Source organism: Arthrobacter sp. 05L44 (genome assembly GCF_056397605.1).
In genome coordinates this window covers 211605-224089 of the sequence record NZ_JBFTNS010000001.1, presented here as the reverse complement: position 1 = coordinate 224089, position 12485 = coordinate 211605, and the positions used below count along the sequence as shown (strand labels likewise).

The window sequence follows — 12485 nt, the reverse complement described above, 5'->3', positions numbered from 1 at the left end:
GTAGTCTAGAGCAGCAGACAATGCACAACGTTGCGCTGCCCACATTCGAACCAGGAGATTTTGTGACCGCTGACCTCGTCATCGTAGGGTCGGGCTTTTTCGGCCTGACAATCGCAGAACAGGCCGCCACTGAGCTGGGCTTGAAGGTTGTTGTCATCGACCGCCGCCACCACATCGGCGGTAATGCCTACAGCGAAAAGGAGGAGCAGACCGGCATCGAAGTACACCGGTACGGTGCCCACCTCTTCCACACCTCGAACGACCGCGTCTGGGAGTACGTCAACCGCTTCACGACGTTCACCAACTACGTGCACAAGGTCTATGGCGTCCACAAGGGTGAGGTCTACTCCCTGCCGATCAACCTGGCCACCATCAACCAGTTCTTCCGCGCGAACCTTACGCCCGGCCAGGCCCAGGACCTGATCAAGGAACAGGCCGGCGAGCTCGCCGGCACGGACCCGCAGAACCTGAACGACAAGGGCATCCAGCTCATCGGCCGGCCGCTCTACGAGGCGTTCATCAAGCACTACACCGGCAAGCAGTGGCAGACGGACCCCAAGGACCTGCCCGCCGGCATCATCTCCCGCCTCCCGGTGCGCTACAACTACGACAACCGCTACTTCAACGACAAGTACGAGGGCCTGCCGACCAACGGCTACACCGCGTGGATCGAGAAGATGGCCGAGCACCCGAACATCGAGGTCCGGCTCAACACGGACTTCTTCGACGACTCGCACGAATACAGCAAAGACAAAGTGGTCGGCAACATTCCCGTGGTCTACACCGGCCCCGTGGACCGCTACTTCGACTACGCCGAGGGTGACCTCTCGTGGCGCACCATCGACTTCGAGGAAGAAGTGCTCGACGTCGGGGACTTCCAGGGCACCTCGGTGGTCAACTACAACGACGCCGACGTCGCGTACACCCGCATCATCGAGCCGCGCCACTTCCACCCCGAGCGCGACTACCAGACGGAAAAGACCGTCATCATGCGCGAATTCTCCCGCGCCGCGGAGAAGGGCGACGAGCCCTACTACCCGATCAACACCTCCGCCGACCGTGAGCGGCTGCTCAAGTACCGCGACCTCGCGGCTGCCGAGCAGGATGTCCTCTTCGGCGGGCGCCTCGGGACCTACAAGTACCTCGACATGCACATGGCCATCGGTTCGGCCCTGACCATGTTCGAGAACAAGATCCGGCCGCACTTCGAGTCCGGAACCAAGATTGAAAGCGGAGGAGTGGACGCATGAGCGTAGCCGTGGACGACTCGACCCGGACCGAAGGGCAGCGCCCCTTCCGGACAGTCCACCGCGTAGTGCTGCCGGTCGACGGCGACACCGACGTCCTCCCGCTCTACGTCGACTTCAACCCGGTCCAGCGTGTGGTGCAGCTGTCCAAGCGCGCCCTGCGCCGGGGCCGCATTTCGGCGCCGCCGACCACGCCCGCGACCTCGCACCAGCACTCCGGCTTCATCACCGGCCGCAACAGCATGACCCTGCCGGCGTTCCGGCGGGTGTCGCTGGGCACGTATTTCAACGCGTTCCCCGCCAGCTACTGGCGGAACCACACCGCCGTCGAATCCGTCCGCCTGACGGTGGACGTCGACGCCGAGGCAACGGTCATCGTCTACCGCTCCAGCCCCCGCGGCACCGCGAACCGGGTGGAGAGCACGCACGCCTCACAGGGCGGCGAGGTGACGTTCGACCTGCCGCTGAAGACCTTCGTTGACGGCGGCTGGTACTGGTTCGACCTCGTGGCCCACGGGACGCCGGTGGCGCTCAAGAGCGCCGGCTGGTCCGTCCAGGAACCCGAAGGCTTCGAGCCCGGCACCCTCTCCATCGCGGTGACCACCTTCAACCGGCCCGACTACGCGCTGCGCCACATCGGAACCCTCGCCGGGGACGCCGGCGTCGTCGACATCCTGGACCGTTTCATCCTCGTGGACCAGGGCACGGACAAGGTCCGCGCCCAGCCGCAGTTCGAGGAGCAGGCGGCAGTGCTCGGCGACCGGCTCAAGGTGATCGAGCAGGGCAACATCGGCGGGTCCGGCGGGTTCTCGCGCGGTATGGACGAGACGCTCAAGGATGGCCGCAGCAAGTACGTCATGCTGCTCGATGACGATGTCAGCATCGAAACCGAGGGCATCCTCCGCGCCGTCAACTTCGCGGACTTCACGAGGACTCCCACCATCGTGGGCGGACACATGTTCAACCTGTACGAGCGGTCGGTGCTGCACACCTACGGCGAGCAGGTCGACGACGTCCGCTACTTCTGGCGTCCCGCCGTGAACACCAAGGAAGCCCACGACTTCGGCGCCAGCAACCTGCGCACCACACCCTGGATGCACCGCCGGATCGACGTCGACTACAACGGCTGGTGGATGTGCATGATCCCCACCTCCATTGTCCGAGAGGTCGGCTATGCCCTCCCGGTCTTCATCAAGTGGGACGACGCCGAATACGGCATCCGCGCCAAGGAACACGGCATCAGCACGGTCACCCTGCCCGGTGCCGCCGTCTGGCACATGCCCTGGAGCGAAAAAGACGACACCATCGACTGGCAGGCCTACTACCACCAGCGCAACCGCTGGGTAGCCGCGCTCAGCCACTCGCCGCGGAAGAAGGGCGGCCGGATGCCGTTCGAAAGCATCGCGGTGGACGTCCGGCACCTCATTTCGATGCAGTACTCGGCTGTCGAAGTCCGGCTCAAGGCCCTTGAGGATGTCCTCAGCGGACCGGACCACCTGCACGCCACCATCGCGGACAGGCTGGACTGGGTACGCAAGACCCGCTCCGGGTTCACCGACGCACGGATCACCCCCGACCTGCATTCGTTCCCCAGGGTCCTCAGCTCCGGCGAGGTGGACGCTGACCACGAGCCGAACTACGTGGCCGAGTCGCTGGTCCGCGCCGCATCCGGACTGCTGCGGCAGCTCCGGCCCGTCCGCGAGGAGGCCATGACCAACCCGCAGGTCTCCGTCCCGGCAGCGGAAGCCCGCTGGTGGCGGCTCGCCGCCCTGGACTCGGCCCTGGTGTCCTCCTCCGACGGCAGCGGCGCCTCCTGGTACAAGCGGGACCGGAAGACCTTCGGGTCGATGCTCCTGCGCACGGTCCGGCTGCACATGAAACTGATGGCCGAGTGGGACAACAACGCCCGCAAGTACAAAGAGGCGCTCCCGGCCTTCACCGGACGGGAAGCCTGGCAGGAAACGTTCGCGGCCGTAGCCGTCAAGGACCAGGAAAGGGGAGAGGCGAAGATATGACCGCCACTCCATCCGGCGGCGGGACAGCGGTTTCGCCGCTGACCACCCCCGGCGAAGGGGGAGGACTGCGGGACGTGTTCCGCGAATGGTTCCTGCTCAAGCTCCTCGTGCGCAAGGAAATCAAGGTCCGCTACCGCGGGTCGGTCCTGGGCCTGCTGTGGTCCTACGTGAAGCCGCTGATGCAGTTCCTCGTCTACTTTGTGGCGCTCGGCATCTTCCTGAACCTTCAGGGCAGCACCCCGAATTACGCGATCTACCTGTTCTCCGGCATCATCCTGGTGAACTTCTTTGTTGAGGTCCTGGGCAATTCGACGCGGTCCATCGTCGACAACCGGGACCTGATCCGGAAGATCTACCTGCCGCGCGAACTCTTCCCGGTCTCGACGCTGCTGGTCTCAGCGATCCACTTCCTGCCGCAAACAGTCGTGCTGATCGGTGCCTGCCTGCTTACGGGCTGGGCGCCGAGCATCCTTCAGCTCGCGGCCGTGGTACTGGCCTTTGTCATCGTCGGCATTCTCGCGACCGGGCTGGGGCTCCTGTTCGGCGCGGCCAACGTCTACTTCCGCGACTCCGAGAACATCGTGGACATGATCCTGATGATCGTGACCTGGGCGTCCCCCGTGCTCTACGTCTGGACCATGGTTGAGCGGGCCCTCGGCCCGTACTTCTTCCTGTACCAGCTGAACCCGATGACCGTCGCCGTCGAAATCTTCCACTGGGGCTTCTGGTACCCGACGCTGAACCCCGCCCAGCTGGCGGCAGCCCCCGTGATGCACGGGCTCGCCTCGGTCTGGGCGCCGGTGGCGCTCGGAGTGTCGCTGGTCATCCTGTTCGTCGGCCAGCTGGTCTTCCGTAAACTTTCCGTCCGATTTGCCCAGGAGCTGTGAGCGCCATGCAGGAAAAGATGCTGGCGATCACGTGCAACGACGTGCGCAAGAAGTTCGTGCTGCGCCACACCCGGTCCCTCAAGGAGGCCCTGGTGTGGTTCGTCCGCGGACGCAAGGGCGACATGTACAAGGTCTTCGACGCGCTGCGCGACGTCTCCCTTGACGTCCGCCAGGGCGAGACGGTGGCGCTGCTGGGCCTCAACGGCTCCGGCAAGTCCACGCTGCTGAAGCTCATCTCCGGTGTGCTGCAGCCCGACGCCGGCTCCGTCCGCACCCGCGGGCGGGTGGCCGGGCTCATCGAGGTGGGGGCAGGCTTCCACCACGATCTCAGCGGCCGCGACAACGTGTACCTGAACGGCGCCATCCTGGGGATGACCGAGAAGCAGATCAACGAGATGTTCGACTCGATCGTCGAATTCGCCGAGATCGGTGAGTTCATCGACACCGAGGTGAAGTTCTACTCCTCGGGAATGTACCTGCGCCTCGCGTTTTCCATCGCTGTGCACACGGACCCGGAGATCTTCCTGATCGACGAGATCCTCGCGGTCGGTGACGAGCCGTTCCAGCGCAAATGCATCGCGAAGATCAAGGAGCTGGCAGAAGCCGGCAAGACGCTTTTTGTCGTCAGCCACGACCTCGACCTTGTGTCTACCGTCTGCGAGCGGGGCGTCCTCCTCGAGCACGGCAACGTGGTCCTGGACGGCCCGGTCACCGAGGTCGTGTCGGAGCTGCGGCGCCGGTCGGCCGCGGCGTCCTAGTCCGCCGTCCCAACTTTTCCGAGGAGTCAGCACAGATGTCCTGGTTTGCCAGCCTGCCCGCGGTACTGACGGCAGTCCTGTTGCTGATCGTGCCGGGCCTGCTCCTGGGGCGTGCCCTCGGGCTCAAAGCCTTCGCCGTCGCCGCGCTCGCCCCGGTCCTGTCCATCGCGCTGGTGTCCGTCGCCGGGCTGCTCGCCCCGTTTATCAGGATCCCGTGGTCGCTGTGGCCGGTCGCCGGGCTGACCGCCGTCGGCGTCGTTGCGGCGCTGGGCGTACGGCGCCTCCTGCCGGCCCGGTGGCGCACGCTGCACACTGAGCGCCGCATCGACGGACGTTTCTGGTGGGCCCTCGGCGGCGCCGCCCTCGGCGGGGTCATCATTTGCGCGCGGATGGTTGACGTCATCGGGGCGCCGGACCACATTTCGCAGACCTTTGACAACATCTTCCACCTCAACGCCATCCGCTACATCGAGGACACCGGCCAGGCGTCGTCCCTGACCCTGGGCGCCATGACGGGCGGAGCCTTTTACCCGGCCGGCTGGCACGCTTTCATTTCACTGATCGCCCAGACGACGACGGCGTCCGTCCCCGTAGCCGTCAACGCCGGCAACATCGCCATCGCCGCCGTCGCCTGGCCCCTGGGCTGCGTCTACCTCTGCCAGCAGGTGCTGGGCCAGAGCAGGGCCGCCTCGGTCATCGCCGGAATCCTGTCCGCAGGGTTCGGGGCTTTCCCGCTGTTGATGATCCACTTCGGCGTCCTGTACCCGAACCTTCTCTCGCTCTCACTGCTCCCGGGCCTGCTGGCGCTTGGCGTCCAGGCGCTGGGTCTGTCCACGGTTCCGGAGCTCCGGGGCCCGCTGCCCGTTGTGGTACTGGCGCTCGGGGCTGCCGGCGTGGCGCAGGCCCACCCCAGCACGTTCCTGGCGTTCCTGGCTTTCCTGGCACCCGCCGTCCTCTACGTTTACGTTGTCTCGGTCCGGGCCTGGCGCCGGGACTGGACCGCGAACAAGGTCCGGGCCGCGGTCTGGACCGTGGCCCTCGTAGCGGGCGGTGCTGCGGCCCTCGCCCTGTGGGTTGTGGCCCGGCCCTCCTTCGCCGCGGCCTTCTGGCCTCCGGTCCAGTCCATCCCCAGGGCCGTTTTGCAGGTGGCGGGCAACGCGCCCCTGGGCACCTCGCCTGCCATTCTGATCTCGGTCCTGGCTGTGGCCGGCGTCGTCCTGGCTGTGCGCAGGCAGCGCAGCTGGTGGCTGATCGGCGTCCTGCTGATCGCGGCATTGCTGTTCGTGGCTGTCTCCAGCTTCCCCGCCGGACGGCTCCGCTACTTCCTCTCAGGCACCTGGTACAGCGACAGCTACCGGCTGGCCGCCCTGCTGCCGGTGGCCGTCGTTGTGCCGGCCGCCGTCGGGGCGACTGCCGCGTGGACCTGGCTCCGGTCACGGCTCGCCACGGCCCGCGCCGGTGGTTCGGCCGCCGACGGCGGTACAGCCCCCGCGGGGGCCCTGTTGTCCCGGAAGCCGGCGAGGGCCGCCTTCTCGGCCGCCGGCGCCGTCGTGCTGGTGGTCCTGACGCAGCTGGGCAGCGTTCCTGACATGGTCTCCGTGGCCCGCGGGAGCTACGCCCTGACGCAGGAGTCGCCGCTGTTGACTTCGGATGAGGCGGCCGTGCTGGCCGAACTGGACAAGTTCGTGCCGACGGATGCGGTCATAGCCTCGAACCCCGGCAACGGCAGCGCCCTGGCTTACGCCCTGGCCGGGAGGCGCACCATGCAGCTGCACATCCTGACGAGCAACGAGAACCCCGACGACAAAATCATCCTGGCCCGGTTGCGGGACGCCCGAACGGACCCGGCTGTCTGCCCGGCCGTCTCCCGCCTGAAGATCGGCTATGTGCTGGACTTCGGCACCCAGGAAGTCAACAACGAACACCACCCCGCCCCGGGCCTCGCGGACCTCGACAAGGCCGGCGTGGCGACCGTGATCGACCAGCACGGCGGGGCGAAACTCCTGAAACTGACCGCATGCCGGTAGCCAGGCGGCCCGCCGCGCAGGCGGTAAACTCGGACCTGTCCATCGGGCCCGCACTCTTGTTCACCACCGAAATGCTGAGGATTCAACTATGGCCATGACGCCGCCGAACGGACCGACCACCGGCAAGGCGATCGGCCGGCGCGGATTCCTCGCCGCCCTGGTCGCACTGCCCCTGGCCCTGCCGGCGTGCAGCGCCAAAAAGGACGCCGCCGCCGTCGACGTCTCCGCGAGCGGCTTTCCGCTGAGCCTCACCAACAGCTACGGGACCACCAAAATCCCGGCACCGCCCAAGCGCGTTGTGGCGCTGGGCAGCGCGGACGCCGATACCTGTGCCGCGCTGGGACTGGCCCCCGTGGGGATCTCCGGCTCCGCCTCGTCGCCGTGGTTCACAGCCGCGATGCGCGACATCGATGGTGCCCCGCCGTTCCTCCTCAGCGACAAGGTCGCGATCCCGTTTGACGACATCCGCAACCTCGACCCGGACGTCATCCTGGCTGTCGGCGGCAGCGTCACCCGCGCGGATTACGCCAAACTGTCGGAGATCGCCCCCGTGGTGCTCGCCGAGTCCGCGGATTCGGGCCGCGACTGGCGCACCAAGTCCGCTCTCGTCGGCAAGGTGCTCGGCCGTGCGGACGCCGCAGCGGACCTGCAGGCCAAGACCGAGGGCGCCATCCGTGACGCCGTACGTGACTACGCGGGCCTCAGGGGAACCACTGTCCTGTTCGCCGCAGCGTCCTCTGCTGATGGAGCCGACCTCCAGGTCTCCCCGGACAACACCGTGATGGTCAGCACCCTGAAGGACTTCGGACTCGTGTCAGCGCCCTCGCTGGCCACAGTGGCCAAGGAAGGCCGCGCCTCCGGCGGCCAGGGCTCGCCCGTGTCCTACGTGTGGCCGCATGAACGGGCCAACGACCTCGCAGCGGACATTCTGGTTGTCTCTGTCAGCCAGGACGACATGGCCGACATCCGCGTCGGCGGTAAACTTCCGGCGCTGTCAACGGCCAAGCAGTCATCCCTGTTCTACGCCAGCGGCATCGAGGACCAGGCCCTGCGGTCCGGGTCAGCGCTGGGCGTTGCCTGGGCCGGCCGGAACATCGTGCCGCAGCTGGCGAAGACGGCGTACTACGAGCGGCAGCAAAGCAAGGGTAAATAAGCGCAAAACAAGAGCCAGGCGGGGACCAACGTCCCTGCCTGGCTCTTTTGTGTCTGTCCCGCAAACTGCCGGTGACCCGCCCTCAGGCCGGAGAACGCCGGCTATCCGCAGGCGGTAACCCGGAAGAGGCGGGCACTGCCCACGGCCTTGACGAGCTTCACGCCCGGTGCGGTGTTGTCCGTCAGGTCGCGGACACCAACGAGCGGCTCCGCGCGGGGAGTGATCTCGGTGTTCCCGAAGTCGAGCGCCCAGTAGGCCTTGAGTGACTTGACCGCCGGGCAGACGGCGCTGTTGTACGAGGCTTCATCCCAGTGGTCGAGGAGGAGCTGCTCTTCCGGGGTGCGGATGCCGAAGATGTGCGGGGCGAGGGCGCGGCGGCCGGAGAAGGCGTAGACCAGCGAGGCGCCGGTGCGGGGGTTGCCCACCACGACGTCGCCCGCGGGAACGATGCCTGCGACCTGCTTGAGCAGCGCAACCTCGTCGGTGGACAGCAGCGCCGCCGTCGGCGTCGTCGTAAAGATGGTGCTGATCCGGCTCTGTACCCCGGACAGCGTGCCGCCCTGGGCGCCCAGGCCGAGAGCCAGCAGCACCACACAGCCCATCGCGATCCCGGACGACGCCGGCAGGCGGCCCGCCAGGCCCGACGCGACCCGGGGGAGTGCGGCCGGACGCTCCTTCGCCGTGGCGATCAGTGCCCCGGTCAGGGCACGGGCCCGCCAGATCAGCCATTCAGCGCCGAGGACGACGACGGGAAGGGTCACCACGGGCAGGAGAGCGGCAAGCCGGAAGCTGTCCGTGTACCAGACCCCGGTAAGGAAGTTGCGGAAGAAGCCGTTGCTCCAGCTGGACACCACCAGGTAGAGCACGGCGCCGGCGGCATACATGCCCGCGACCCACCAGTAGCGGCGCAGCTGGCGGGCCACAACGTACAGTCCGATGATGGTCAGCACCAGCATGACCCAGGCTGTGGTGGTGCCCATCGGGGCGCTGCCGAGAATTTCGCCGATGGCCCGCGCGTTGGTCTGGAACGGGGTCCAGCCGGCGGAGCTGAGGCTGGGGCGCGCCACCACCCAGACGGCGGTGGTACCCAGCACGTAGGCGGCCGTAAACGCCAGCCACAGCAGCGGCTGCCGCTTCGGGACGGAGCCGTCCCGCGCGGCGAGCCAAGACCGGATCAGGCGGCCGATGACCACCGGGGTGGCGAAGCCCAGCAAGGCCACCAGGGTGCTGGGGTGGGAGAGGGCGAGTCCGGGGACGGTGGCGGCGAGGGCCAGGACCGGTGCCAGCGGCGAACCCGGCGGGGTGCGGGACATTCCGAGGGCTTCGATGGCCAGTCCGAGGACTGCCGGCAGGAGGGCGATGGCGGCGTGGTTGGGGTACAGGACGCCGTAGCCCACCATCAGGTACGGGAATCCGCTGAAACCGGCGGAGAGGATGCCTGCGGCCAGCAGCGGCATCGGCCGGTAGCCCACGATGCGGCTGATCAGGAAGATACACGCCAGCGGCCAGACGACGGCGCCCGTCACGATGGTTCCCACGTTGACGACGGCCATGACCGAGGGGGCGCCGAGCATCAGCACCAGGGCCATGGAATCGTGCATGGCGGCCGGGTACAGGCCCTTCGAGGCGGCCGTGAGGTTGCCCAGGGTCAGCGTTGACCCGTTCTGGGTATCGGCGATGTAGCGGACAGCATTCAGGTGGTAGATGTTGTCGAAGGTCTCGGAGAAGCTGTCCGGCGACCCGAAACCGGCAATGTAGCGAAGGCTGATGATCGCTGCGGGGATAAGGACGGCAACAGGGATCGCCAGCCGCGCCAGCCAGATTCCGGTATCGGCGGGGGACAGCGCACCGTTGGCGCCCAGGAAGCCGGTGAACCGGGTCCCGGCCACCCCGGCGTCGGCCCGTGACCGGCGCCGGCGGAGGACCAGGCGCAGCACTGCCACCGCGGCGGCCGCGAACACGCTGACCGCGAAGTACGTCACCGGGTTAAAGGGCAGCTTCAGATACGGCAGGATGATCGCCGTCATGCCCGAAACGGACGCCGACACCGGGGCAGCCAACGCCAGCAGGTTCAACCGGCGAAGTCCGGCCGCTGCCAGGATCATCAAACCGGGAAGGAAGTAAACCAGCGCAGTCGCAGCCAGCGTAGGAAGAGTTTCCCACCAAGTCATTGAATCCAGTCTCCTAAGTTTCAGAGCCAACCCTACAAGTATGCAGACGGCGTCACGAATCCTGCGGAGGGCGCCCGGGCCGGAGGCCGGCGCCTGCAAAAGGGCGGCAGCCGCTCGTTGCTATACTTTCAAACCATGGGTAACTCACAGCGTTCCGGCGTTTTAATTGTCATGCCGGCTTGGAACGAGGCCGAGGCCATCGGCAATACCATCCGCAAAGTCCTTGCTGTAGTCCCCCAGCACTCTGTTCTCGTGGTCGACGACGGTTCGAAGGACGACACTCCGAGGATTGCCCGGGAAGCCGGCGCCACGGTCCTGCGCCTGCCCTTTAACCTTGGCGTGGGCGGGGCCATGCGGGCGGGATTCAAATACGCCCTCCGCAACGGTTACACCTCGGTCATCCAGGTGGACGCGGACGGCCAGCACGATCCCCACGACATCGACCGTGTCCTGGCAGGTCTCGAGCACGCGGACATCTCGATCGGTGCCCGTTTCGCCGGCAAAGGCAACTACGGGGCCAAGGGTCCCCGCCGCTGGGCCATGTTCTTCCTGGCCAAGGTGATCTCGGCCGTAGCAGGAACCCAGCTGACGGACGTCACCTCGGGGTTCCGCGCCGCCAACGAGACCGCGCTCCGGCAGTACGTCTCGCATTTCCCGGCCGAATACCTCGGCGACACCATCGACTCGCTCGTGGTGGCCGTCAAGTCCGGCTGCCGGGTCACGCAGGTGCCCGTCGAAATGAAGGAGCGCCAGGCCGGTACCCCCAGCCAGGGCCCCATCAAAGCATCTATTTATCTTGCGCGCTCAGGCCTGGTCCTGTGCTTCGCGCTGGCCCGCCGCCGGACTCCGCGCGCGGCCGAACTGCATGCGCCGCTGTCCGGCGACATTGCCGGAGAGGGAAGTGCCTAAGGCATGAACGTTGCAGGTTCCTTGATTCTGTCCATCGTGATGGTGGCCGTCGTCCTCATCATGCTCCGCAACGGCAGGTTGCGGGAGAAGTACGCCATCCTGTGGCTGGTCATCGGCACGCTGACGATCATCCTGGGCATCTTCCCCCGCCTGCTCAACTGGGCGGCCTCGGTGGTCGGCGTCGTCGTTCCGTCCAACCTGTTGTTCGCCCTGGCGATCCTGCTGCTCGTGGGCGTCAGCCTCCACGTGTCGCGCGAACTGACCATTCTTGAAGATGAGACCCGAATTCTTGCCGAGGAAGTCGCCATTCTGCGGTCCTCCGTGGAACGACTCCAGCGGGAATCCCAACCAATCCAGCCGACGGCAGGCGAGGCCGCGACGGCTTCCGCCGTGCCGCCAACCGAGAGAAGAAAATAGTGACTATTGACGTAATGTTCCCGTACTACGGCGACGTGGCCATGATGAAGGCTGCCGTTTCCTCCGTACTCGCACAGGACGACAAGGACTTCCGGTTCACGATTGTCGACGACGGGTACCCCGACGACACCCTGCCGGACTACTTCGCCGGTCTGGTAGCCACCGACGACCGCATCCGGTACTACCGCAACGAAGCCAACCTCGGGGCCAACGGCAACTACAAGAAATGCGTCGGCCTGGTCGAACACGACATCGTGGTCATCATGGGCGCCGATGACCTGATGCTGCCGAACTACCTCAGCACGGTCCGCAAGGCCTTCCAGGACCCCAGCGTCAGCATTGTCCAGCCCGGAGTCGAGGTCATCGACGAAAACGGCGCCGTGTACCAGCCCCTGGGCGACTCGGTGAAGCAGTTCCTCCGCCACAAGCTGGTCGGAAAGACGTCCGAAGCGATCGTCGCCGGCGAAGCCATCGCCGAGAGCCTGATGGTGGGTGACTGGCTGTACTTCCCGTCGGTTGCCTGGCGCGCCGAGGCCATCAAGAAGCACGACTTCCGTCCCCAGTACGACGTCGTCCAGGACCTCGCGCTGGCCGTCGACATCATCCTCAGCGGCGGCAAGATGGCCGTTGTGGACACCGTCTGCTTCCAGTACCGCCGCCACCGCGAATCGGACTCCTCGGTCCGTGCCCTGGATGGCCGCCGGTTCGCCGAGGAGCGTGCCTTCTTTGACGAGTGCGTCCGTGACTTCGGCGCCAAGGGATGGACCTCGGCAGCCCGCGCCGCGCGCTGGCACCTGACGTCCCGCCTGAACGCCGTTTCGCTGACCCCCAAGGTGGTCTCGAAGAAGATGTGGCCGGGCCTGCGCAAGCTCGTCACGCACGCCGTACGGCCCTGACCGCT

Annotated in this window: 10 protein-coding genes; 9 read left to right on the top strand and 1 reads right to left on the bottom strand. The window is 66.6% G+C overall.

Annotated features, from left to right (window positions below):
- The first annotated feature begins 62 nt into the window (after positions 1–62).
- The 6 genes from glf to AC1DHY_RS01015 all read left to right on the top strand — a co-directional run bounded on the left by glf (position 63) and on the right by AC1DHY_RS01015 (position 8087).
- Positions 63–1250: a UDP-galactopyranose mutase gene (glf, locus tag AC1DHY_RS01040; RefSeq protein WP_476879608.1), complete on the top strand. Its 1188-nt coding sequence runs from the start codon at positions 63–65 to the stop codon at positions 1248–1250.
- Complete coding sequence (locus tag AC1DHY_RS01035) at positions 1247–3262, top strand: glycosyltransferase (protein WP_476879607.1); 2016 nt, start codon at positions 1247–1249, stop codon at positions 3260–3262. The genes glf and AC1DHY_RS01035 overlap by 4 nt, the downstream gene beginning before the upstream one ends.
- Entirely contained in the window at positions 3259–4149 is an 891-nt protein-coding gene (locus tag AC1DHY_RS01030; protein WP_476879606.1) for an ABC transporter permease, read from the top strand. The genes AC1DHY_RS01035 and AC1DHY_RS01030 overlap by 4 nt, the downstream gene beginning before the upstream one ends.
- Before the next feature lie 5 nt (positions 4150–4154).
- Positions 4155–4907, top strand: coding sequence for an ABC transporter ATP-binding protein (locus AC1DHY_RS01025; RefSeq protein ID WP_476879611.1), 753 nt, complete (start codon positions 4155–4157; stop codon positions 4905–4907).
- A 35-nt stretch (positions 4908–4942) separates the two neighbouring features.
- Complete coding sequence (locus tag AC1DHY_RS01020; RefSeq protein WP_476879605.1) at positions 4943–6934, top strand: DUF6541 family protein; 1992 nt, start codon at positions 4943–4945, stop codon at positions 6932–6934.
- A gap of 88 nt (positions 6935–7022) precedes the next feature.
- Positions 7023–8087: an ABC transporter substrate-binding protein gene (locus AC1DHY_RS01015; protein WP_476903035.1), complete on the top strand. Its 1065-nt coding sequence runs from the start codon at positions 7023–7025 to the stop codon at positions 8085–8087.
- 101 nt (positions 8088–8188) lie between these two features.
- Here AC1DHY_RS01015 and AC1DHY_RS01010 read toward each other — a convergent pair whose 3' ends face one another.
- Positions 8189–10258, bottom strand: a complete 2070-nt coding sequence (locus AC1DHY_RS01010) for a DUF6541 family protein (protein ID WP_476880573.1) — start codon at positions 10256–10258, stop codon at positions 8189–8191.
- Positions 10259–10393: 135 nt separating this feature from the next.
- Between AC1DHY_RS01010 and AC1DHY_RS01005 the strand changes: the two genes are divergently transcribed.
- From AC1DHY_RS01005 to AC1DHY_RS00995, 3 genes are read left to right on the top strand one after another with little or no spacing between them, the layout of a single operon-like run.
- Positions 10394–11167 (top strand): glycosyltransferase family 2 protein, encoded by a 774-nt coding sequence (locus AC1DHY_RS01005; protein ID WP_476903034.1) that lies wholly within the window; start codon positions 10394–10396, stop codon positions 11165–11167.
- A gap of 3 nt (positions 11168–11170) precedes the next feature.
- Positions 11171–11584: a DUF2304 domain-containing protein gene (locus tag AC1DHY_RS01000; RefSeq protein WP_476880544.1), complete on the top strand. Its 414-nt coding sequence runs from the start codon at positions 11171–11173 to the stop codon at positions 11582–11584.
- The gene (locus AC1DHY_RS00995; protein WP_476880545.1) at positions 11584–12480 is read left to right on the top strand and encodes a glycosyltransferase family 2 protein; all 897 of its coding nucleotides are present in this window, start codon (positions 11584–11586) and stop codon (positions 12478–12480) included. The genes AC1DHY_RS01000 and AC1DHY_RS00995 overlap by 1 nt, the downstream gene beginning before the upstream one ends.
- The last annotated feature ends 5 nt before the right edge of the window (positions 12481–12485 follow it).

Bases quoted from the DNA above. Each gene is read 5' to 3' on its own strand.
- AC1DHY_RS01015 (WP_476903035.1), top strand. From the start codon at position 7,023: ATGGCCATGACGCCGCCGAACGGACCGACCACCGGCAAGGCGATCGGC.
- AC1DHY_RS01025 (WP_476879611.1), top strand. From the start codon at position 4,155: ATGCAGGAAAAGATGCTGGCGATCACGTGCAACGACGTGCGCAAGAAG.
- AC1DHY_RS01010 (WP_476880573.1), bottom strand. From the start codon at position 10,258: ATGACTTGGTGGGAAACTCTTCCTACGCTGGCTGCGACTGCGCTGGTT.
- AC1DHY_RS01005 (WP_476903034.1), top strand. From the start codon at position 10,394: ATGGGTAACTCACAGCGTTCCGGCGTTTTAATTGTCATGCCGGCTTGG.
- AC1DHY_RS01020 (WP_476879605.1), top strand. From the start codon at position 4,943: ATGTCCTGGTTTGCCAGCCTGCCCGCGGTACTGACGGCAGTCCTGTTG.
- AC1DHY_RS01000 (WP_476880544.1), top strand. From the start codon at position 11,171: ATGAACGTTGCAGGTTCCTTGATTCTGTCCATCGTGATGGTGGCCGTC.
- AC1DHY_RS01030 (WP_476879606.1), top strand. From the start codon at position 3,259: ATGACCGCCACTCCATCCGGCGGCGGGACAGCGGTTTCGCCGCTGACC.
- AC1DHY_RS01035 (WP_476879607.1), top strand. From the start codon at position 1,247: ATGAGCGTAGCCGTGGACGACTCGACCCGGACCGAAGGGCAGCGCCCC.